General features: G+C 58.4%; 15 protein-coding genes and 2 pseudogenes. All 17 read right to left on the bottom strand.

Going from position 1 to position 22,963, the window contains the following annotated elements:
* Positions 1-336: 336 nt before the first annotated feature.
* The 17 genes and pseudogenes from EJ070_RS01660 to EJ070_RS01755 all read right to left on the bottom strand — a co-directional run bounded on the left by EJ070_RS01660 (position 337) and on the right by EJ070_RS01755 (position 22,961).
* Positions 337-732, bottom strand: coding sequence for a hypothetical protein (locus EJ070_RS01660; RefSeq protein WP_126038234.1), 396 nt, complete (start codon positions 730-732; stop codon positions 337-339).
* Positions 733-1,109: 377 nt separating this feature from the next.
* Positions 1,110-1,532 carry a TIR domain-containing protein gene (locus tag EJ070_RS01665; protein WP_245455131.1) on the bottom strand — a complete coding sequence of 141 codons (423 nt, stop codon included), beginning with the start codon at positions 1,530-1,532 and terminating at the stop codon, positions 1,110-1,112.
* 215 nt (positions 1,533-1,747) lie between these two features.
* Positions 1,748-2,245, bottom strand: coding sequence for a DUF4231 domain-containing protein (locus EJ070_RS01675; RefSeq protein WP_126038231.1), 498 nt, complete (start codon positions 2,243-2,245; stop codon positions 1,748-1,750).
* A gap of 1,408 nt (positions 2,246-3,653) precedes the next feature.
* Complete coding sequence (locus EJ070_RS01680; protein WP_126038228.1) at positions 3,654-4,151, bottom strand: Lrp/AsnC family transcriptional regulator; 498 nt, start codon at positions 4,149-4,151, stop codon at positions 3,654-3,656.
* Positions 4,152-4,652: 501 nt separating this feature from the next.
* Positions 4,653-5,683, bottom strand: a pseudogene (locus EJ070_RS37575) (FumA C-terminus/TtdB family hydratase beta subunit); the annotation flags it as partial.
* A 345-nt stretch (positions 5,684-6,028) separates the two neighbouring features.
* Positions 6,029-7,460, bottom strand: a pseudogene (locus EJ070_RS01695) (NAD-dependent succinate-semialdehyde dehydrogenase).
* 867 nt (positions 7,461-8,327) lie between these two features.
* Positions 8,328-9,287 carry an aminotransferase class IV gene (locus EJ070_RS01700; RefSeq protein WP_126038190.1) on the bottom strand — a complete coding sequence of 320 codons (960 nt, stop codon included), beginning with the start codon at positions 9,285-9,287 and terminating at the stop codon, positions 8,328-8,330.
* Between the two features lie 199 nt (positions 9,288-9,486).
* Positions 9,487-9,939, bottom strand: a complete 453-nt coding sequence (locus EJ070_RS01705) for an Lrp/AsnC family transcriptional regulator (RefSeq protein ID WP_126038223.1) — start codon at positions 9,937-9,939, stop codon at positions 9,487-9,489.
* A 514-nt stretch (positions 9,940-10,453) separates the two neighbouring features.
* Positions 10,454-11,623 carry a M20 aminoacylase family protein gene (locus tag EJ070_RS01710; RefSeq protein WP_126038220.1) on the bottom strand — a complete coding sequence of 390 codons (1,170 nt, stop codon included), beginning with the start codon at positions 11,621-11,623 and terminating at the stop codon, positions 10,454-10,456.
* A 644-nt stretch (positions 11,624-12,267) separates the two neighbouring features.
* On the bottom strand, positions 12,268-13,824 hold the full coding sequence (locus tag EJ070_RS01715; RefSeq protein ID WP_189350312.1) for a serine hydrolase domain-containing protein: 1,557 nt from the start codon (positions 13,822-13,824) through the stop codon (positions 12,268-12,270).
* Positions 13,825-14,025: 201 nt separating this feature from the next.
* On the bottom strand, positions 14,026-14,298 hold the full coding sequence (locus EJ070_RS01720; protein ID WP_126038215.1) for a hypothetical protein: 273 nt from the start codon (positions 14,296-14,298) through the stop codon (positions 14,026-14,028).
* A gap of 6 nt (positions 14,299-14,304) precedes the next feature.
* Positions 14,305-15,894 carry an ABC transporter substrate-binding protein gene (locus EJ070_RS01725; protein WP_126038213.1) on the bottom strand — a complete coding sequence of 530 codons (1,590 nt, stop codon included), beginning with the start codon at positions 15,892-15,894 and terminating at the stop codon, positions 14,305-14,307.
* A 1,214-nt stretch (positions 15,895-17,108) separates the two neighbouring features.
* On the bottom strand, positions 17,109-18,353 hold the full coding sequence (locus EJ070_RS01735) for a serine hydrolase (protein WP_126038210.1): 1,245 nt from the start codon (positions 18,351-18,353) through the stop codon (positions 17,109-17,111).
* 214 nt (positions 18,354-18,567) lie between these two features.
* Positions 18,568-19,962, bottom strand: coding sequence for a CapA family protein (locus tag EJ070_RS01740; RefSeq protein WP_126038207.1), 1,395 nt, complete (start codon positions 19,960-19,962; stop codon positions 18,568-18,570).
* A 77-nt stretch (positions 19,963-20,039) separates the two neighbouring features.
* Complete coding sequence (locus EJ070_RS01745; protein WP_126038205.1) at positions 20,040-21,074, bottom strand: dipeptide ABC transporter ATP-binding protein; 1,035 nt, start codon at positions 21,072-21,074, stop codon at positions 20,040-20,042.
* Complete coding sequence (locus EJ070_RS01750) at positions 21,071-22,078, bottom strand: ABC transporter ATP-binding protein (protein ID WP_126089944.1); 1,008 nt, start codon at positions 22,076-22,078, stop codon at positions 21,071-21,073. Before EJ070_RS01750 ends, EJ070_RS01745 begins: the two co-directional genes overlap by 4 nt.
* 1 nt (position 22,079) lies before the next feature.
* Positions 22,080-22,961 carry an ABC transporter permease gene (locus EJ070_RS01755; RefSeq protein ID WP_126038202.1) on the bottom strand — a complete coding sequence of 294 codons (882 nt, stop codon included), beginning with the start codon at positions 22,959-22,961 and terminating at the stop codon, positions 22,080-22,082.
* Positions 22,962-22,963 lie beyond the last annotated feature (2 nt).

The following is a 22,963-nucleotide window of genomic DNA, read 5'->3' on the forward strand; positions in this document are numbered from 1 at the left end:
CACCTTCGCAGGAGCGTTGAATTGGATCTCACTGATTTTGCGACGTCAGGGCGCGTACTGCAAACACGAACAGCTTACGACACGTATGCGCCCAGCATAGTGCCCGATTAGCGGGTGACGTTGCCCCCAGTTTCTATCCAGTTTTGAGTTCGTTTCCGGCGTGGGTTGTGCCCTGCTGGGCGGGTGAGCGACGGGCGCTGGCGCGGAGCCTTTGGCATAGCCCAGCGCGAGGCACGATAGAGCGCCGCCGGCCATGTTCCGCCGAACGCCGGTCATCCCTTACATTCTGATGGTCCGGATCGGTCTTGCCCTTCCCCAGGGTGGTAACGCAGGTGATCAGGGGAAAATCACATTCGCCTCGATCAGCAGGCGGCGGGTTCCGTGCCGCGGCACAGGCCCCAACCTGGTTGGCCAGCGCTGAGAGGCTGAGGTCGTGCCCTCGCGCATAGCGATCGCTTTGGCGGTGCAGCGGCTGGTGCTCGGCAGACTTCTCAAAGGAACAGCCAGCAGGTTCGGCCCGGCAAAGACGCGCGGCGAGAGCGCCTCGCCATCGACATCTTGATTCGCAGCCGACCAGCGCCGCCAAGTTCTGTCGTCAGTGTGTTGCCCTTCTTGCGATCGCAAATTCGTGGTTGCTGCGCAGGGCGAGCCGAGCTGCGGCTCGCGGGACGCGGGCGAACCGACAGAACTCTTTGCGCCGCCTGAAAAGCTGCCTCCATCAATGCTGGCCAATCGTGCAGTCTTGAAACGCTGGCTCAAGCCTCAAACGTCGAGCAGCCGCTCCTTTTCCTCTCGAAACCAGCGCCCCTCGCCCGACGTGATCACTCGATCTCATGCTTCGAGCAGGGCTCCTCCTAATGGTTGCGCTCATGACCTGCACCCTTCAGCCAAACTCAGCAAATGGGACGTCTCCACGGATTATCAGCGGCTCGGCAAGCTCGGAACGCGCCGGTGAACGCTGCAAGGTTAGTCGCCGCCAGTGGATGGCGAGGATGTCCTGCGGCTAAGTACTTTAGGTGGGTTATTATAACCCGAGATTCCGATACGTGGTTTCGCCATAGCTCCTGGCGCCATTGGCACGCTGAGCGTTTGAAAGCCGATGAAACTCGTTAGGCCAATGGGCAAGCGCGTGCTTGATAGCCTTCATCTTGAACGGCACGTGGCACAACACATTTGTCCCTGATGATGGGCGGACAGCTCGCATCTAGTTGTCGCGAGCCGTTAAGGTTTGCTGCGATTATCGGCAGACCTAGATCAAGGGCCAATTCCATTTCCCAGCGCACGAAGCGAAAAAGGTTTTTCGTTTTCTCACCGATCAGGACAAGTACCTGGCTCGATCCATTCATTCTGTTGCGAAGATTGCGTTTAACATAATCTTCGTCCTGTGCTCGGCTCGTCATATTGTCCAGATCGTGAGCGTTCGCGAATTCAAAACTCACATTCTCGCTGGCATTCCACCCTTTCATAAAGCGGTATGCCCAAGCGTCTTCATCGCCGTCAAATATTACATAGATCGGATCGCTGTATGCCATTGTTGTCTCTTAGTTGTTTTGACGAGCAACCCACTGGGTGTGCTCCCTTGAGAAAGCCAGTTCGGCTTCGTTCACCGCCGCGGAGAATGCCTCATCCGAGATGGCGTCCGTAATAAGGTCGGCAGTCAATCCGATCTCGTGAGCTGGCGGCCAGCCTGGTATCGCTGGGTCAGCGATGCGTACCACGATGAACGAGAACCCCAGAGCGTAAGCAATCACACCAAGGCCCATCCAAATTTTTGCGGATCTCTGTTCGAGCGCGCTTTCTTCTCGTACCACTTACGTTGCTCGCAAATTCGTGTCTGCAGATATAGCTCTTTTCGCTCTTTTAGCGGGGAGTCCCTTCGATTGCTATCAAGGATACCTTCCATGAGCTTGCGAAAATCAGCTCTAGCGTCGGCCGCACGCGTGTCATCGAACGGCTGTGCTCGCATCGCAAAGCGCCAGGTCAATGTCTTTACTGACTCTGCCAAAGCTCTAGCTTGATACCAGACCTGCTCGGGCTTTGTGACCGACCGGAAAATGAGGATTCCCATTGAGCAAAGAAACACCGCAGCATACACACCGAAATAGGCCTTTGATGGCCACAAATCCAAAGAGAGAACAGAGGCCGAAAAAAGAATAACGTACTCTGCCCGGATCAGGCTAAGAAATGTCGCCTGCTGCTCGTTAGACGCCATGTCGGCGCTATTATAAAGTCCAGGATATTTCACTTCAGAGCACCTCTATTTGTGCCAGCAAATTCTTTAAGCCATGATTTGGCAAACGTAACGTTTGCAGTCGAGCTTACAGAGCCTAGTCTTGAGCTAGACGCGGTCCCTCTGTTTATAAACAGGATTGCAGGTCCGGTCCCATCGATGTACGGGTATAGGCCCAAAAATTCTTGCCCACAGAATGTTTCCGAAGAATTTTTTGCCACGGGGAGAACTGCTACCGCGGTCCGAAAGCCATCGAAAAAGCCAAGCTCCCAAGGCATCTATCTGGATCCTGGAGAATTGTTTGAATGCACATAGATTAGCGTCTTTGACTGCCTCATACGGGTCCGCAGCAACTCGGCAGTGGCAGAGGAGACCTTTGTGCGGTCCAATTGTGAATCTTCGATCCAATCTACATAAGCAGTGAACCCAAGCTCCTCAAAAATTCGCTTCACACCGAGAACGATCTCTGCGTCCTTGAACGAATGTGACAGAAAAACGTCGAATGACGATCTGGCTGTAGCTGCGGCCATCTCTTCCTTTAGAACGATCGATGCGGCTCTATGTCCTCGACTGGCATTCGCAACTTTTTTCAGCTCTGCCTCGGTCAGTAGCACTATTCAAATCCCCCATGATCTGTTCGCAATCTATGAACTAGACGCCCATTCGATTAAGCGACCCCTTGTCTTGTGAAAACTGGCACCATTCTCTCCAGCCGGTAGCGCAACCTCCACCCTTCTCGAAGACCACTCGGCTGGCGGGCGTGACCGGCCTTGTCACCCACCTACGCGACCGCGGCTCAGCGATGCTCCTCGCTCAGAAGGCTGCGGAGACCAGCAATGTCAAACAGGACAGACAATCTCCTAATCTCGAACAGCAACGAACTTACGACGTAGAAAGGAGATGGAGCGATCTCCGAATATCCGCAGGCGTCGAGGGCCGGTTTGCTCGCCAAGGCCGAGCGGGCCAGCTTGCACTCCCGCTACCCGTCGGCTTGCCAATTCCTCGCTGTAGATTTCGCCCCCTACACGGATGCGCTGACCGCGACTAAGCTCAATCGCCCCCGATCGCCAATCCAGGGCGAAGGTTCCCCCCTTGAGATAGCTGTAGATGCACTTTTCGGCACTTCGCATCTCAGATATGGACGCCTCCTCCACCAGGCACGATCCGGTTTGGCTTCTCGCCGCAACCGTGCTGGCCAAGTGCGTCCGATGGCTGCTTCGATCCGTCTCCTGGAATTGATCGGTTCCAGATTGCTCAAGCGCATCGTCCTTCCTCGCCATCAACTGGCGGATAGCGCTCGGCCACCTTTTTCCAGGAATTAGTATACCGCAAATGTCCCTTGAGTTTCGTCGGAATGGGTGCTTTTTGCCGACGAATCTACGGGATCCGTGCCAAACGCCGTTGAAACTTAAGCTTTTCGGTTTTACCGTTGCCTCAGGGCGGACAAGGGTATCGGTGAATTGGACTTCACTGGTTTCGTAACGACAAGGCTATAGTATTGATCAATCCCTAAGCCTGCCTGCAGCAGTCCCTCCATGAAATCCTGATAGGCGGCCATAGAACGAGATGCGACCCGCATCAGATAATCGACGCGCCCCCCAATTGCCCAGCAGTCCAGGATTTCCGGAATCTCTTGGATTGCAGTTTCGAAGTGTCGTTGGTCCTCAAGACGATGACGATCCAGCACGACCTCTACCATCACAAAGATCATGCCGCCAATGAGGGCAGGACTCAGTCGCGCATAGAATCCCTCAATAATCCCTGCGGCCTTGAGTGCTCGGAGCCGCTCCGAACAGGCCGATGCCGAAAGATGAACTCGTTTTGCAAGCTCACTTTTTGAAATCCGACCGTCTGCCTGAATTTCGGAGAGAATCCGGACGTCCCAACTGTCGAGTTGCACGGGATCGGGTTTCGACTTCATAACCTATGCTCTCAAGCAGCGATCGACATCGCGTTGTGTGCCGATCAATTCTATCATCAATTGAAACGACCGAATGTAGTAGTGGAAGGCATCTGTTTCTCGGCCCGAGATGTGCCAGAATGGGGTACGAAAATCAGCTGAGGGAGAGCGATCCGCTGAGAAAAGCTGCAGAAGTAGTTTGGCTATCGCCCCGACGCCTAACGGGGCAATGATGCAGCTGGAGAGGATAGCCGGCCGCGGCGGAGACCTCCTGATAAAATAGATAACCCATTTACTGAACTCCGCTGCCGTACTTGATAGACGCCGCGACGGCATTCGAGCCTCGATCGCGTGTATGGCATATTCAGTGCAGTATTCACTGGCACATTCAGCTATTGGAGTGAATTGAAGGCCTTGCTCGTCCGGCTCGCCGAGGCGCATGGCACCGCAAATGCCGCTCGTCTTACGGCTTGCCCGACAATTTGGCGCGGGAGTCTGGCCGAAATCGCCCAACGGAAAGACTCAAACGCCGATGTTGCGTGCGATGCTGTCTGCCGCCATACGCTTCCGCCATTCAAGAGGCCCGGAATTGTGAATGGAGTTTCCCTCAACATCGACAGCCATGATGACAGGCATGTCCTGCACCTCGAATTCATAGATGGCTTCCATGCCCAGGTCTTCAAAGGCAACGATCCGCGCCGCCTTGATCGATTTTGAAATCAGGTACGCAGCGCCACCCACTGCAGCAAGGTATGGCGTTTTGTGTCTTACAATCGACGCGATGGCCGCCGGTCCCCTCTCCGCTTTGCCCACCATCGCGAAAAGGCCGGTTTCGGCGAGCACCTTGTCCGTAAAATCGTCCAAGCGGCTGGAGGTTGTTGGACCAGCGGGTCCAACAACCTCATTCCTCACTGCCCGGACGGGGCCGACGTAGTAAATCACGCCTCCCCGCAGGTTGACCGGAAGCGGTTTACCGGCAACGAGCAGCTCGATCATTCGTTGGTGGGCAGCGTCACGGCCCGTCAGTATCTTCCAGACAGCAGGAGCGTTTCACCGCAGCGCCACGATGCCGTCTCTTCCTTCGTCAGCGTATCTAAATTGACCCGCCGGACGCCGGCTGGGTTCAATTCGTCGGCTCCGATGTCGGGCCATTCGCGCAAATCGGGCGGCTGGAGGGTGATGGGTCCAGAGCCGTCCAAAGTAAACTTCAGGTGCCGGTTGGCGGCGCATTGCGGGATGAGCGCCACAGGCTTGGACGCCGCATGAGTAGGATAGGTCGCAACCTTGACGTCAACGACTGTCGTTAGACCACCAAGGCCTTGGGCGCCGATACCAAGCGCGTTGATCCGCTCATAAAGCTCAATCCGCAGCCCCTCCTCTGCGCTTGACGCCCCCATTGCGATCAGTTCCGCCATATCGATGGGCTCATTCATGGCCTCCTTGGCCAGCAGCATCGCCTTTTCAGCGCTACCACCGATGCCGACAGAGATCAGTCCAGGGACACCACCCGCTGCCAAGGGTCGAAACGGTATGACCACCCAGTCGGAAACGGAGGCGGGGAGGGGGGGGGCGGCTGGGGTGGGATCTGGAGGGGGGGGGGGGGGGGGGGGGGGGGGGGGGGGGAGCGGTCGGGGGGCGTACGCCCATTCACAGATCAGCGAAATGCGGACTGATCGGGCTCATGCCCCTTTGCGAAGCCACCACAGCCTCCTGACGTCGGCGCCGCCAGGCCGCCATGCAAGCAGCTGACCTATGGCGTTCTCGCCGACGGCTCCGCTGGGTATGCGTGAGAAGAGCCGGATTATCGGGGGGGTAGTATGAGATGTCTGAAGGGCGTCGGCGACGCTTCTTGTGATGTCCTTGCCCGCGATGGTCCGTGTTCTATTTCCCACCGGATTTTATCCAAATGAACCGAGGCCATTCACCATTTTAAGGATTTGGAAGCTTCGCACCCCCTGCTCGCCGCCTTCATATCCATAGCCGCTTTGCTTGACTCCTCCATAAGGGCATCAGCGGAAACCCCTTTCAGGTAATTCACACTAACAGCGCCCGCAGAAGACCATTGATAAGCTTCTCTTGCGTATCGGCAACGCCAGTGAACAAGTAGGCGGCCAGCCCGTACTCGGTGGCGTTGGCTTCCTCGATCGCCTCTTCGATCGTATCGAAAGGCGCCACGGTGAGAATCGGTCCGAACGGCTCTTCATGAAGCACTCTCGCTTGCTTCGGTACGCCCGTCAGGATGGTTGGCGGCCAGTAAAACCCCGGTCGGTCAAGGGGGGTGCCACCGGTCTCGATGCGGGCGCCGCCCTCTACCGCATCTTTGGTCAGGCGTTGCATGGCCTCGATTCGCCGCGCGTTTGCCATTGGCCCCATTTGCGTTGCAGGGTCATCCGGTGGACCGATCCTGATTTTTCGGACCGCCTCCGTCATCCGGACCAGGAATTCCTCATAGCGGGATCGGGCGACAAGAATCCTGCTGGGCGCATTACAGCTCTGGCCCGCGCACTCGAATTTGTATTCCGAAATAGCCGGTATCGCCTTTGCCAGGTCCGCATCTTCGCACACAATAACCGGGGAATGTCCACCGAGTTCGAGGATGCAGCGCTGCAAATTATTCGCGGCGAGCGTGGCCAGCTGTTTTCCAACAGCAGTTGACCCCGTGAACGTCAAGACTTTCACAATTGGCGAACTGAGCAGATGCCGCGATATATGCACAGGAACACCGAAGACCAGGTTGACCACGCCTTCCGGTATCCCTGCTTGACGCAAAGATTCCACGATATGGACAGCCACGCTTGGCGTCTCTTCGGCCCCTTTGAGGATCACCGGGCAGCCTGCCGCCAGCGCGGGGGCGAGCTTGCGGGCGATAAGAACGGCCGGATAGTTCCACGGCGTAAAGGCAGCGACGACACCGAGCGGCTCCGGGACTATCATCCTGTTCGAGCCCAACGGAATCGGGACCGACAACTCATCGGCATGTCGGCCATTCCATTCCAGCGTTTCGACCGCGCGCGCGTATTCCCCTGCCGCCTCGGCAATCGTCTTTCCCTGTTCGGACGACAGGTCCCTGGCTGCGACGCCAGCTTTCTCTGCCAGAATGCTGGCGGCAGAGACGAGGATCTCGCCACGCTCTTTGGCGGATCGTGAGGACCACGCCTTGCGGCCGCGTTCTGCCGAAGCAAGAGCTTCATCCAAGTCCGAAACCGTAGCCGAGGCCACTGAGGCAAATACCTTCTCCGTCGCCGGGTTGATCACCGGCAAAGAGGCTCGGCTACCACCGGCTCGCCATTTGCCGTTAATGAAGAGCTCATAGCTCTTGGCGTCGGACATCGAGGGCTCCACTTGAATCAATTCTGGCCATACGAGCGCGGTTTCGATATCGAAACTGCTGAACTCGCTTGGGCCAGTTTCATCGCTACGGCCGCGGCGGGTCAAATATGGAATATTGCCGAGGTCCATCTGGAATCTAGATCGTTCTGGCCGTTCAGAATCACCAATGGCCTTCGCACAATTAATGAATGCTACAGGCCCGTGTCCGACGCCATGGCCGATCAGCCCTGCGTCGTGGCTGTTTCGCCAGCCACAGCCGGCTCGCCAGATGGCTTCGAAAGGGTCATAGCTCGCGGCGTCCGACATCGCCTGCTCCGCTTGTGTGAATTTTTATCTATCGGGCTAATCCTTTGATTCTCGATCTTTTAGATCCAAGCCGCCCTCAATCCTTCGACGGACGACAACAAGAAACAGCCGCTCGATCATATTCGGCAACCAGATACCCGTTCGATCTGAAAATTCCGGACAAAGGCGTGGTTTTTCTCGCGCCGCTCTTCGAGCTAACTCAAAGTCAAAAGTCATCTGACTCGCCCGGGCGAACTAAATTGGTCTAGGTGCAAATCTTCCGATACAGCCCCGCTCGGCAGAATTAGGCGATGCGAATTTGGAGCCGTAGCGACCAGCACAGCGAAGCCGGAAGATCTTCCGGCCGTCAGCGCACAGCGCTGTCCAAAGATATCGCTGGTCGGCATTGCGCGAACCACCAGACCACAATTCGGCCAACTCTCGAGGTGGGCCACCCCACTTTGAGCGACGGGTCGAAACGCTTTTTGTTCTCGCGGTTGCCTACCAATTCGATTGTGGTCACCGGGCCAACTGAATTGGACTAACCGCTTAGCAAATTGCTCGCACATGGCTCGTTTCCAATCACGGGTAGGTGACAGCAGTCGTCCATTGCGGATCATCGTGCTTTTGCCAGTAGAGGTCCATGAGCCGTCTGGTGACGGGTCCGACGTGTCCATTAGAGACCGAGGCGTCGCCGATGCGGGTCACGGGCATAATGCCGCCGGCAGTCGAGGTGATGAACACCTCGTCAGCGTCTTTGATCTCGGCGCGACTGATATCGGCAGCCGTGGCAGAGAGGCCGATCTCGGCGCAAAGATCGAACACGGTTCGGCGCGTGATCCCCGGCAACACGCCAAAAGCAGGCGTCCTCAGGGAGCCGTCCTTAACAACGAACACATTGAAGCCGGGGCCCTCCGCAATGTGCCCGTTCGTATCGACGATCAGCGCTGTCTCAGCCCCCATGTCATAGGCGTCAAAAAGCCCCTTCACGAGATCGAGCCAATGATAGTTCTTGATCGCTGGATCGACCGACTTAGGCGGAATGCGGACGGTCTCGCTGATCGCGACGTGCAAGCCTCTTTCCAGCTGTTCCTTGTTGGCGACCGAGCCAAAAGGCACAGCAAACGCCATGAAGCGGTTCTCCGCTTGGCGGGGATCGCGACTGAATGTCGGCGATGTGCCGCGCGTGCAGATCATCTCCACATACGCCGACTGGTGCCCCGACAGAGCGACACAATTGTTGAGGATCGAGGCTATCTTTTCGCGATCATAGGGAAGCTTCATTCGCAGCCGTTCCACGCCCCCAAAGAAGCGGTCGAGATGCAAGTCCAGCCGGAAGAACCTGCCCTTCCAGACGTGCACCGTGTCGTAGGTGGCATCCGAGTGCAGGAAACCCCAATCGAGCACGGAGACCTTGGCCTCGGACATGGGCAGGTATTGCCCATCCATGAAAGCAACCCCGCGCGGATACTGACGTCGATCGACGTGATGCTCGTCCACAGTTGGAAGAGCACCTAAGAGCTGCGTCATAGCGAGCGTCATTCTTTCTCCTTCCTTACCCCCGGGACGGTTGCTTTGCCCGCGTCGAGCAGTCTGGCAACCACACCGTCCCGACGCAGGATCCACTGCGTCCGTAGATCGCACGTTTCTCCACGCGAAAAAGCCCAATCTGATGGTGGATGCGCAATGGCGGTTTCAAAAGGCAGCCCGGAGTGAAGGCTTCAGCGCAATCCGCCCAAGGTTACACCAAAACCCGCGGCTCGAACTTGACACGATCAAGCGCGATCATGCTCTTAAATTTTCGGACATTAGGATTGGTATAGAGCTTCGTTTTGACGAAGACGTCAAAGGCCTCGACGTCCTCAACAGCCACGATCAGGACAAAATCGGCGTCGCCCGTGACCATATAGCACTGGCTAACCTCCTTGGCCGCCCGCATCGCGCGCTTAAAATCGTCGACAAGGTCCAGACGTTCACGATCAAGCTCTACGGTCACCACAACGGCAAGCGATTTGCCAAGAGCCTTCGGATCCACGAGCGAGATATCCGCGACGATTACGCCATCCACACGCAACTTGTTCACTCGACGCATGCACGAGGCGGCCGAAGAACCGACAAGCTCCGCGAGTTCGGCAAAGGAGAGCCGGTTGTTCTTCTGCAGCGCAGTAAGGATCCTTCGGTCTAGGTCGTCCACCGTGCAATGCCGCCATGTCGAAGACTCAATAATCGCTCAAGGACTTTAACATTCGCACGAATTTGCGCAATGTCTATTGCAATTTCTCCCGAAAACTGAAACAAACCACGCACTCCTCGGTCGCTGGATGATCGAATGCGCGCCCATTCCGGTTTTAAATCGGTGCGAAGTGGTCTAAGCTTGCAACATTTTAGAACGCGCGGGTTTGCATGATCCGCATTTCAGCAACTGACCCATTTGGTGCAAACCTCAGAATTCGAGGATGGTTGCATGAGACGATCCGCGTTCTTTTGCCTGGCTTGTCAATGATCACGGATTCGTTCGAAGAGAGCATGTTTCCCTCGTTAAATGCCGCACTCGTCTGATCCGCTGTTGATATTCGATTTGCGACAACGGTGCGTGAGAGATGATCGTCATGGGAGCAAAGTCGTGAGCGGCCATGGCTTTCTTCTTAGTACCTCCGTTGCGCGCAACCCGTTGAGATGTCGACCACCCAGTTCTGTCGAGTTCCAACTCAAACGGGCAACACTGTCTCGACTAAGCGGACCCAGTAGCGGATGCCATAGGACAAGGCTTCGTCGTTAAAATCGTACGCTGGATTGTGCAGGGGCGGGGATGACCCATTGCCAAGGAAAATCATGGCGCCAGGCCGGGCCTCAAGCATATAGGCGAAGTCCTCCGCCCCCATACTGATTCCAATCTTGTCGTCTACTGAGGCGGGGCCCACGAGGTTGCGTGCCGCCGTGATCGACAAATTGGTTTCCTCGGTATGGTTGAAGGTAACCGGAACGGATCGACGGTAGTTGAACTCCACGTCCGCGCCGAACCCGCGCGCAATCCCCTGGGCCGATGCCAAGATGTCTCGTTCGGCGAAGTTTCGCAGGTCGGATGCGAGCGTCCTGACAGTTCCGGCGATTTCGACGTGATCGGGAATGACGTTATAGGCCTCTGCGGCCTTCAACTTCGTAACGGAGATCACGAGCGACTCCCTAGGATCGGTTTTGCGCGAGACCAAGCTTTGCAATCCAACGATGATCTGTGCGGCAATGACCACGGGATCCACAGTCCGATGCGGCGAGGCCGCATGGCCGCCTTTGCCCTTTACGACAATATCGAAATCGTCCTGCGACCCCATAATCGGGCCATCGCAAATGCCGAACGTGCCGATCTCCATACCCGGATTGTTGTGCATGCCGAAGACCTGGGAGATGTTGAAACGATCCATGATTCCTTCCTGGACCATCTTTAGGCCGCCCGATGGCAATTCTATCTCTTCTGCCGGCTGAAAGATTAAGGCAACAGAGCCCTTGAATTTGCGCGTACTCGCAAGATACTTCGCGGCACCTAGCAGCATGGCCGTGTGCCCGTCGTGGCCGCATGCATGCATTCTGCCGGGTATTTTCGACGACCAGGGTTTGTCTGAGGCCTCAACGATTGGCAGGGCGTCCATGTCCGCCCTTAATCCGATGGTCGGCCCGTCTCCACCTTCGCCTTGGATTAATGCGACGATACCGGTCTCAGCAATCCCCGTTTCGATGTGATTGATGCCAAACGAGGCCAGTTTTTCGGTCACAAACCTTGCTGTGTTGTGTAACCGATAGTCGAGCTCTGGATTTTCATGGAGGTAGCGGCGCCACTCGGTTGCTTCGCGCTGCAACACTTCGAACTTTTCAATACTTCTCATATTGCATAGCCCTTTTCGGACGCATTCCTCCGACCCGCTTCAATGTTCTTTTCCGCAGGTTGCGGTGGGAAAGGAACTGCGACAATGAAGCCCTTTTTGAGGTGAGCTTCGCGCCAAACTGCACCGCCTGCTGAAATGTGCATGACACAATGCGGTGCAGTTTGAAATGTCGCCAGCTGTCGAGACGCACTTGGGACCTATCGAAGGAAGCCAGATCGCCGCTTCTGGTCGATGACCGTTTGGGTCGATCGCTTCAGTGTGGTCGAGCGGCCCGGAAGAATGCGCTCAGTAAGGAGGCCGGGTGCGAGGTGGCGTGCGGATGATCGACGGGACTTTAACTTCAAGGCGAGCGTTTGGTTGCAGGCCTCGCAGCCTTCTCCCGGCTGCGCCACCTCACGCTCAAGCGAGCCAGAGGCTGATAGATCAGGTGTGCCAGTTGCTCGGAGCGGTAACGCGCAGCCTTCCCGCCCTACTGCGCGAGGGCGACATCGGGCTGGCTGCCAGCGGTCGCTGCCGCAAACGCAGGCGCACCTGCCGGGAAGCCGCGCCGAGAAAGCAATCTAGCGGAGATACTCACCTGTCAGCGTCTCAATTCCTTGGGAAAAGGCTCTTCAGGAAGACATTGGATACCTTTTTGATGTTGCTCAGGCTCGCGTGAAGCGCCATTTCTTGACGCGGTCCGAGTTTATCTCGAAACCGTCGGCGGTGACGCTCAGCGTCGCCCTCCAGTGCGGATCGTGACGCATGTTGGTGCCGGGCTGGAGCAGGAACCAGAGATCGCTGGCCGCGGTGATGATGGGCGCGTTCATTGAGCCGAGATCGGAGCGCAGGCGGAACATGCCACGCTGCGCATCGCCATCGATCTCGACCTCTAGGCCTTGCGCCTTGTTGGCGTAGCGACCGGCGAGAGGTGCGGCTGCCCTGGCGTCCGGGCCCAAGGGTGCGTAGAGCCTCGGTGTGCCGCAGAAGATGCCGTCGACTTTGCCGTCCGGCCGGGGGCTAAGAACCAGGTCGGTGATCCCGCGCTCGGGCTTGGCGCCACCTGGATGGCCGAAATCGAACCCGCACACACCACCGGAATCGAGGAAGGTCGGCACGCCATCCTTCGCGACGATCTCGAACACATCGGGGCCGCCTTCCTGCCGGTAGCGGCCGGGAGCAAGTTCGATCGGCGCTGGTGCGGCGTCGCCGAAATAGATGTCGGCGATACGGCGAGCAACCGCGAAGGCGGCGACTTGGTCGTTGTTGGCAATGATAACAATACCGAGCCCGCCGTCGATGAAGCGCATTGATTGCGAATTGCCGCCAGCAACGGAGCCGCCGTGGCCGACCGCGCGGCGGCCGCGATAGACGTCCGTCACCAAACCAAGCCCGTAGAAGCCGTTCGCGCCATTGTCGAAGACACAAGGCGTCGCCATGCGCCGATACATTTCCGTCTTTCCGACTTTAGCGTCGATCAGGTTCTGCTGCCAGACCACCATGTCGTTGAGCGTCGAAACCATGCCACCTTCGCCGCCGAATTCCAGCCCCCAGCCCAGTTGGATCCAACCGTCAGCGCGTTTCGTATAGTGGGCGGCCAGGCGCTTTATCGCCATGCCGTCGCGCAACACGAGCGAGGTGTCGTTCATGCCGAGCGGGCTGGTGATGCGCTTGTGCAGGACCTCGTTGAAGGGCGCACCCTCGATCTGCTCTATGATGTCAGACAGCATGAAGAAGCCGGCGTTCGAATAGATCATCGCGCTGCCGGGCTTGAAGTTGAGCGCGTCCTGCTTGGCGATCACATCACGGACGGTCTGGCGGTCGGACGGCGCGAAGATTGATAGACCGCTAACGATCATGCCATCCAAATGGTCCCGGTAGCCACTGGTGTTGGAGGCCAGATGCCTGAGGGTGACCGGGTACTCGAGCCGGGGCACATAGGGCAGGTGCTTCTGCACCTCGTCATCCAGAGTGAGCTTGCCTTCTGCCTCCAGCATCAGGATCAGCAACACAGCGAACTGCTTGCTCTGCGAACCGATGCGGATGATGGTCTTGCGCCCCATCGGGACGTCGTAGTTGATGTTCGCCAAACCATAGGCCTTGGCGAAAATCTCGCGACCGTTCTCGGTCACCGCGACGACAGCGCCAGGCATTTCCGGCCCGCTGAACTCGCTGAACAATGCGTCGACGCGCTTGTCAAAATCGGTGGGTGCCCTGGTCATGATCGTCATTCCTCGGTGGTGATGCTGGTGGACGTCCTTCAGGAGATATGACGCATGGAGAAGGTAGTTTTGGGCCAAAATGCATCGGCTTTTGAAACACGGACCGCACGAAGCGGCGTGGTTTGTGATCTCGTCAGCCTTTTGGATGTGTCGCTGTCTGACCAGTTCGGGAAATCGGCTGTAACGCGGCTGCGTGAAAGGTCACGCGTTTCGGGATGACAGATCGGCGAAGGCGAAACCGGTAATCGAGCGCCGTTCATGTCCGACGTAAGGAACCGCTTCGCACCTTTGGTTACCTAGTGGTCGCCGGCGCGCCTCAAGCGAATACCAGGCGTCATCTGTGGCGTCGCCGACTCGCCAGCGATCATGGCTGCCGGTCGCCGGGCGCCGGACTGAGAAGCAGAAAACGGAGAGTCCGACCATCGCCGTGACGGCGATGGTCGAAATCGACCGGCGAAGGAGATAGGCGGCCATTGCGCCTCAAGCCTTCTGCATGTTCCACATAGGGATCCACGCCGGCACGCCAATGAGGCCAGTGAGTGTCTTGCGGCGCGCGATTGGCGTGATTTGTTGACCTAACGGAACCTGGGAAGCATAGTCCCAAAATATTCGCTGCATCTTGCGGGCAATTGCCTTCCGTTCTTCGAGCGTTTCGACATCTGCCCATTTGGCGCGAAGAGCCTCATATTCGTCATTCTGCGGCCAACCGACCCAACCTTTTTCGCCATTCATGGTCAGGGTCACGGCCGTGATAACATTGCCGCGTATCGCTTCAGGTTCGCTAGTTATGAAGATGCTCCAGCCTCCGTCCTCCACGGGGCCCTTGTTATCGAGGCGGGCGGTAGCCGCGCTCCAGTCGCTCGGCGCAAGCTCGGCATTGACCCCGATTTTTCGCAGCTCGACCGCTAGGAACTGCGCGGCATTGTCGGCCTCCCGCCAATCCGTGGTTTCGAGAATGACGACTTTCTCGCCTGCATATCCCGCCTCCTTGAGGAGTTGCTTGGCCTTTTCCGGGTCGCCGCCCTTTTTGAACCATCCCGTATTTTCGTCATTGGACATCGGCGTTTCGTTTCCAAAGATCGAAGTGACAGTGCGGAAGTATTTTGGGTCGCCGAACGCGGCGCGCATCACAGCCTCCTGATCGACCAGGTGAAGCATCGCTTGGCGAACCTTCACGTTGTCGAACGGCTTTTGCAGACAGTTCATGCTCAGGAACATATCCTGACCCGTCTTGTCCAGAACTTGCAGTTCAAGGTTGGGATCGCTCTCGATGACCGGCAAGAGATCAACTGGCGGCAGCGAGAGAAAATCAACCTCACCTGCTTGCAGGGCCGCCAAGGCCGTCTGCTGATCGGCTATATTATCCCAGATGACACGATCGACCTTAACGATCTTCCCGCCGGCCAGTCCGTCGGGCGCTTCGGTACGTGGTACGTATTTTTCATTGCGGTCGTAGGTGAAGCTCGCGCCCGGCTTGGCAAGAGTGTGATTGAACTTGAAGGGCCCCGATCCGATATTCGCGGTTACCTGCTCCGTTGGGGGAAGATTCGCGTCCTTCTCGCGCATGATGAATGGGCCTTGGAAAGCCAGGATGCTGAGCAGAGCGCCCATCGGCTCCTTAAGCGCGATTGTGAAGGTCTTGTCATCCTTTTTCGAGATATCCCTGGCCCGAGCTATGAGCAACTGCCCGCCGGGAGCCACCTCGCCCCAGCGATGGATTGAGGCGACACAGTCCGCCGCGGTAACGAGGGTGCCGTCGTGCCATCCGAGACCATCGCGGAGCTCGAAGGTATAGGTCTTCCTGTCGTCGGATACGCGCCACTTTCCCACCATCTGCGGATGCGGTGCAAACGTCGAATCGACCCCGAACAGCGTATCGTAAATCGCGAAGGCGTGGGTGAAGGTGGTGTCAGACGTTGAAACGACCGGGTCGAACACACCGAGGCCTATCACCATGCGGACAGTCCGGTCGGGAGCCGGTGATGTCTGCGCCCGCAGGACAGAAGGGATCGATAAAGCCGCTCCGGCGGCGACACCCACCTTGAAGAGGTTGCGTCGAGAAATCGTCATCTTTCAGTTCCCCTTTTGAGCCACTGGCGCGGGTTAATCCGCGCTTATTACGTCTTGTCGACCACGGGCGAAGCATTCGTCTTCACAAACACGTTCGAGGACGCGTAGGGTAGCACCTGGGCAGGAGGGTTTGCCCCAAAATGCGTCAGCTGCTGAAACACGGACAGCACAAAGCGTCGTGGTTTGAAATGTCTCAGCCTCAGCCTCCGCCTTGCGCACGCGGCAGCTCATTTGCGATCTTCTCGTTGGACAATTCTCAGCTTTCGGCGGGACCGGGCATCACTTCGCCCTGCAGGCTCTTGCGCCGGCGGTTAGTAGATCACACAACGCCTTCCTAGGCAGAGGCATGCACGGCCAGCTTCTGTATGTGGCGCACAAGGCGGAGAAGGTGGTTGCGCGCCTGCGCCGAGCAGGCGCCGCCCACACTGCCGCGATCCCTCTGAAGCGCGTAGAGGCCACGTGGTCGGTGTAGGCCAAGGAGCTTTTGTCATCATAGTCCTCGCTGTCGTGTAGGCCTGTCTGCATGTCCATGGCCTGGCGCAGCGTGGCCTCTTCGAACGCGCTGCCGCGCAGCTCCGGCAGATAGTGCGCAAACGCCTTGGATTCGTCGAGCACGCTTTCATATATGAGCGCCGCGGCGAGCGTGGCCGATATGACGTCGTGACGGACCAGCACGCATGCGGCAGGTGCGGCTCAAGCGCGCCAAAATAGCGCTCGTAGACGATGCGCCCACGATGTAAAACGATCCCGTCCGTGCAGGTATCGTAGAGCGAACCGGCGCACGCGCCCGTCCGCGTCGGCGAAGGAGAGCGCGTCGATGTCGGCGGTCTGGTCGCAGCGATCGAGCAACGTAGGCCCGCCCCGCCCCCGCCTCACGTAGATCGTCGGCACCAGCTCGCGCATATGCGACAGGGACCAAGCGCAACTGCGGAAAATCGAGGAATGCGAGACTTTTCGAAAGTGATGCGCTTGTCCGCCGGCGGCGGAGCACCGCGCCGAGTTAATCGGGATCGGACGCGCGGCCGCCGAGGTAGCGCTGTCTGTCCAATTCGAGCATGCGTGTCGAGTCTCTCCTCGTTCGTTGCCGACGTGTGCATCACGGTTTCTGACAAATCCATTCTGGCTCGGCGAACCCCCTCAAGCGCGTAGAGGCGACGTGGCCGGTGTAGGTCTCCGCTCAAAGTGCAAGCAGATCCCAGGCTGCTCCACGTACGCTATGCGGACAGGGCCCGACCCAGTTCTAGCATCTGTGGCAGAGTAATCGGAATGTTTCCGGAGCTGCCCGCTACGGGATGAGACGCCAAGCGCGCCACCACCATCTCCGCTCTTGGCGCGATGTAGAGCAGTTGGCCGTGCATGCCTCGACCCAAGAATGCGGCCAGTTCATCATGCGTCACCCACCATTGGCTTCGATACGCATAGCCCTGCATCTCCTCATACGCGAATTTGGACGGGGCGTCCCCATTTTGGACGTCCTCTATAACTGAGCTAGGTATCAGCTGTTTCCCGTTCCACTCGCCGTGGCGTCGCATAAGCTCGCCGAAGCGCGCCAAATCGCGCACGGTCGCCGACAGGCCGGCTCCAGCCATTGCTGTGCCCGCGGAATCCACGAAGACATATCCGTCCTCTTCGCAACCGAGTGGAGCCCACAGGCGTTCATGCAGCAGTTGTGCGAAGGAGTGCCCGGTTACGCGGTTCATTACCCAGGCCAGCACATCGGTATTCACGGTCTTGTAGTCAACGAATTCGCCGTGTACGCCTTTCTTGCGGAGCGTGCACAAGTAGTCGAACAAAGTCTGCGGACCGCTGTACCCAGCAGGCCGAGGTCGCCAGCCGCAGGCGCGAGCATGCGCCCAGAAGCTAGCGTGCCTATCGGCGTAGTTCTCGCTGTAGTCGAGGCCTGTCTGCATGTCCATTACCTGGCGCAGCGTCGCGTCCTCGAATGCGCTGCCGCGCAGCTCCGGTAGGTAGTGCGCGAGCGCTTTGGAGTCGTCGAGCACGCCTTCGTGCACGAGCGCCGCGGCGATCGTACCCGCATATGACTTCGTAACCGAGTGCAATGCATGCGGTAGGTGCCGCTCGAGCGCGCCGAAGTATCGCTCATAAACGATACGCCCGCGATGCAGAACCACGATTCCGTCTGTGTAGGTATCGTAGAGCGCCTCGTCGAAACGGCGCATGCGTCCGTTCGCGTCGGCAAAGGTGAGAGCGTCGATTTCCGCGGTCTTGTCGCTGCGTTCGAGCAGCGCAGGGCCACCCCGCCCACGCCACACGTTGACAGACGGCACAAGCTCGCGCATGTGCGACAGCGACCAGCGCAGCTGCGGAAAGTTGAGGAATTCGTCGCTCTCGAAAGTTATGCGCTTGTCCGCGGGGGGCGGCGCACCGCGCATCCAGCCGAGTGCATTGGGATTAGACGCGCGGCCATCGAGAAAGTGCTGTCCATTGAATTCGAGCATGTATCAATAGTCTCCTCGTTCGTTGAAAACGTATGGCAGGTAGTCCACGTGGCCCAGGTGTTCTGACAAATTGTTCTGATTGGTCGGGTCGTAGGCCTCTATTGCAAGTACCAGCGGTTGGGCAAAGCCCAAGTCTCGCGGCCCAACGGCCCTGGCTAGTGCCCTCGGGCGGGGGATTCGCCTAGCTGCACCCGAGACATCATGACATGCCGTGTCATTGCGCCGAGCTGGGTCGCAGTCGAATCAGTCCGACGTCGTTCTCGATGGCGATCTCGGTGCCAAACGGCTTGGAGAGCTTTTGGAGACGCTCCAGAATGGCTATTCCCTGAGCTGCGGGAGCAAGACGCGGCACTCCCCGGTTGGCAAACCTGTTCGAGCGGCGGAGTTCGATTGGATAGAGCCTCAATTCAGCAAGCCGGTTCTGCTCAAAGCGGCTGATAGTGACAACGCTCTCATAATAGACCGCATCGGATTGGGGGCCTACAAATCCTGCTGCCGTCGGATATCCTTTTGCCACCTCATCTACGGTCACCTCAGCATCCGTATCAACCTGAGGGTCCTTGCCGTATGCCTCGAACATATCAGCGCCTACCGGCGACCGGAGATCCTGACAGAAGAAATTCCCCAAGCTATAAAAAATCGGTCGCCCTTTGTAGATCTCGATGCCTCGCAACAGATGCGGTCCGTGTACGACGTATGCGTCTGCTCCGGCATCAATGAGCCTGCGGGCAAACGATTGTTCGTAGTCAGGCGGCTCCTGGCTCCATTCCCCGGGCTCGTGTCCGTGGTTCGTGACGATGCAGAAGTCGGAGAACTGCTTGCCCTGACGAACGTTTCGCAGAATACCGGCGACGTCGCGAGGGTCTGTTTCGAAGCTGTAACCGGCTTTGTTGCCCGCTTTGTATGTCACCCCGCCCAGTACGACCCGGCTGGAATCCTGTCCGGCGGGATTGTAGCCTGGTAACACTTCGCGCACCCGTCTCAAGCTCTCGAGCATCTCGGGCGGGACTACGATGCTCGTCGTGAAACGAAGGGCGTTGAGTCCTGGTCTGCCTGGCGCATCGCCGGCGGGATTGCACCCACGGGACATCGGCGAGAACGTCGTCGCAAACGAAACCAACGCAACGCGACCGCGCGAGGTTTCCAAGAAGCGAGCTGCGCCGGCTTGTGCCAGGTTTTCGCCGGCACCTGCATGGATGATCCCGTTCTCGTCAAGCGCCCGGGTTGTTTCGCGCATCCCTTCGACGCCCCAGTCAAGTGTGTGGTTATTCGCGCGACTGAGCATATTGAAGCCCATCGTCTTTAAGTCACGTCCCAGCTCTGGGGCGCTGATGCAATACGCACCACCGTACTCAGCCTGGGGACTTCCTTTAGACTGAACATCCAAGATGTTGGTCTCCAGATTTCCGAAAACGACGTCAGCCTTATCAAAGATCCTGAGGACATCAGCCAAGCCGGGATGATAGCCTTTTGTTACGGGCCGAGCGAAGAGAAGGTCGCCGACTGCGGCCATCGTGAAGCCGTCTGCAACGTTCGTGGCAATCGAACCCACCGTATCAAAGCCACCATCCTGCTGGATCGGAGGGCGACCATCTTCATGCGAGTCCATAAGATCTCCTACCTTTCACGAATTTGCATTTTGACTGCAGCTATTGCGTTTCCCATACCTAGGACCGGGTGATGAGGCTAAGACACATGAGCAGGCGAATGATCGTCTGCTACAGCCGGTTGGGTCGGGATGTTCTCTGTAGCCGGAGCACGCACATGACAGGCCACGACCCGCCCATCTGGCATCGGCACCGGAGGTGGTACTTCGATGCGGCAACGCTCCACCGCGAGCGGGCAGCGCGGGTGAAACGCGCACCCGCGCGGCGGGTTGATCGGGCTTGGCACCTCGCCTTCCACGGGCACCTCCAGCCGAGCCCGCGTCGGATCCGGGACCGGGGCTGCTGCGATCAGCGCCTCCGTGTAGGGATGGACCGGTTTGGCGAAGAGCGCCTCGCATGGTGCGAGTTCCACTATCCGACCCAAATACATGACCGCGACACGATGGCCGATATGCTCCACGACGCTAAGGTCATGTGAGATGAAGACGAAGGCAATGCCCATCTGCTGCTGGAGATCCAGAAGCAGATTCAAGATCTGTGCCTGCACTGATACGTCAAGGGCTGACACCGCCTCGTCGGCGATGATGAGCGAGGGCTGGAGGGCCAGCGCCCGCGCGATGCCGAGGCGCTGCCGCTGGCCGCCCGACAACTCGGACGGGAGCCTGTGCATCATCTCGGGCGACATTCCGACCTTCTGGAGAAGGTCCGCAGCAAGCGCGGTGCGCTGCTTCCGGCTGAGGCGCTCGAAATTCTCGACGGGTTCGGTGATGATCTGTCCGGCGGTGAGACGGGGGTTCAGCGACGAGTAAGGATCCTGAAAAACCATCTGCATCCGACGGCGCCAGGCGTGAAGCGCGTCCTTCTTGAGGCTCGCAATGTCGGTCCCGTCGATCAGCACGCGCCCGCCCGTCGGTTCCACGAGCCGCATCAGGAGCCGCGCCACGGTGGACTTGCCGCAGCCGGATTCGCCGACGATGCAAAGCGTCTCGCCCGCCTCGACGGAAAACGATACATCCTCCACCGCCCGGATTACCGGAATGCTTTTCTTGAAGATTCCCGAGCCAAGCGGGTAGTGCTTGGTCAGATTCTCGACTTTCAGCAGAGGACCGTTCATGCGCTCATCACCTCTTCGGCGCGCCAGCAAGCTGCGGCGTGGCTCGACCCGACATCACGCAGGGGGGGGGTCGTGTCGCGGCAAATGTCGATAGCGAACGGGCAGCGAGGAGCAAAGCTGCACCCGACAATGGGCTCGCGAAGACTTGGGACAATGCCGGGAATTTCCGGAAGGCGGCGCTGTCGGCCGCGCCGCCGGTCAGGCACCGATCGCATGAGGCCCTGAGTGTAAGGATGCGCCGGACGCGCAAACAGATCAGTTACGGTCGCTTGCTCGACGATTCGGCCAGCATACATAACAATCACGCGTTGGCATGTCTCGGCTATAACGCCCAGGTCATGCGTAATGAACATAACGGCCGTTCCCGTACGCTCTTTCAGATCGACCATGAGCCGCAGGATCTGCGCCTGGATAGTAACGTCAAGCGCAGTGGTTGGCTCGTCGGCGATCAATAGTTCTGGTGAGCAGGCAAGAGCCATGGCGATCATGGCGCGCTGGCGCATCCCGCCCGACATTTCGTGAGGATAGTTGTTGACGCGACGCTCGGGGTCCGCAATGCGGACAAGACGGAGCATCTCTTGCGCCTTTGCCATCGCATCGAACCGCGAAGCCTTGGTGTGGATCTGCACCGCCTCGGCAATCTGGCGGCCGACCGTATAGACCGGGTTCAGGCTCGTCATTGGCTCCTGGAAGATCATGGCGATCTGGTCGCCGCGGATCTGTCGCATCTCCCGATCGGACAGTTCAAGGAGGTCACGTCCGTGAAAGCGGACCTCGCCGCCGACGGTCCTGGCGGTCAGCTTCGGCAACAGGCGAAGGATGGAGAGGGCGGTGACGCTTTTCCCACATCCCGATTCGCCGACCACGCCGAGCGTTTCGCCTTTCTTCACCTGGAAGCTGATGCCGCCCAGGGCGCGGGTGACACTTTCTTCGCCGTAAAAGTGCGTCTCCAGGTCTCGGACGTCGAGAAGCACGTCATCCCCTGCGGATTCTCGCATGAGCATATCAACGTCTCCGCTTTGAACGGGGATCGAACAGGTCGCGCAAGCCATCCCCGAGCAGGTTAACGGCAAGGACCATGACAGCAAGGCAGATACCGGGGGCGAAAACCGTCATTGGGGCGATAGCGAGATACAGTCGAGAGCTTGAAATCATGTTGCCCCAGCTCGGAATCTCGGGCGGCACGCCCGCGCCCAGGAAGCTCAGGCCGGCCTCTGTCAGAATCGCATCTGCGCAGATTATGGCGCTCTGCACCATAAGCGGCGGAATGGTGCTTGGCAGGATGTGCCGCCACAGCACTTTCGGCATGCGGGCCCCGCCGCAGAGGGCCGCCTCCACATACGGACGCTCCCGAACACTCAGAACCGCCGAACGAACCAGCCGTGCAACGCTTGGTAACTGGGGGATCGTGATGGCGACGATGAGGATACCGATGCCAGGCCCTGTCAGAGAAATAAGAGCGATGGCCAGCAGAATCGTCGGGATCGACATAAGCCCGTCCATGACCCGCATGACCATATTATCAAAGGTCCGGTTGTAGCCGGCGAGGACACCTATCAGAGCGCCGCCCAAGGCCGCGCCCACCGCCGACGTCAATCCGACCATAAGGGATATCCGGGTGCCGAACACCGTCCGTGCGAATACGTCACGGCCCAAATTGTCACTACCGAACCACATCTCGGCCGAAGGCGGCTGAAGGCGTTTGAATGGATCCATGTTTAATGGATCGCCGGCGTAAAGCGGGGCAGCGAGGGCTAAAACGATTAACAGAGCTAAGAGGCCGCCGCCGATGGCGACCAGGCGATGCCGCCTTGCCAGACGGGGAAGGTCAGATATTCGCAGGCGACCCGTCGGGACGTATTCAACTGGTGCGGAGAGGAGCGTCATAA

This window comes from Mesorhizobium sp. M1E.F.Ca.ET.045.02.1.1 (genome assembly GCF_003952485.1).
Classification (GTDB): domain Bacteria; phylum Pseudomonadota; class Alphaproteobacteria; order Rhizobiales; family Rhizobiaceae; genus Mesorhizobium.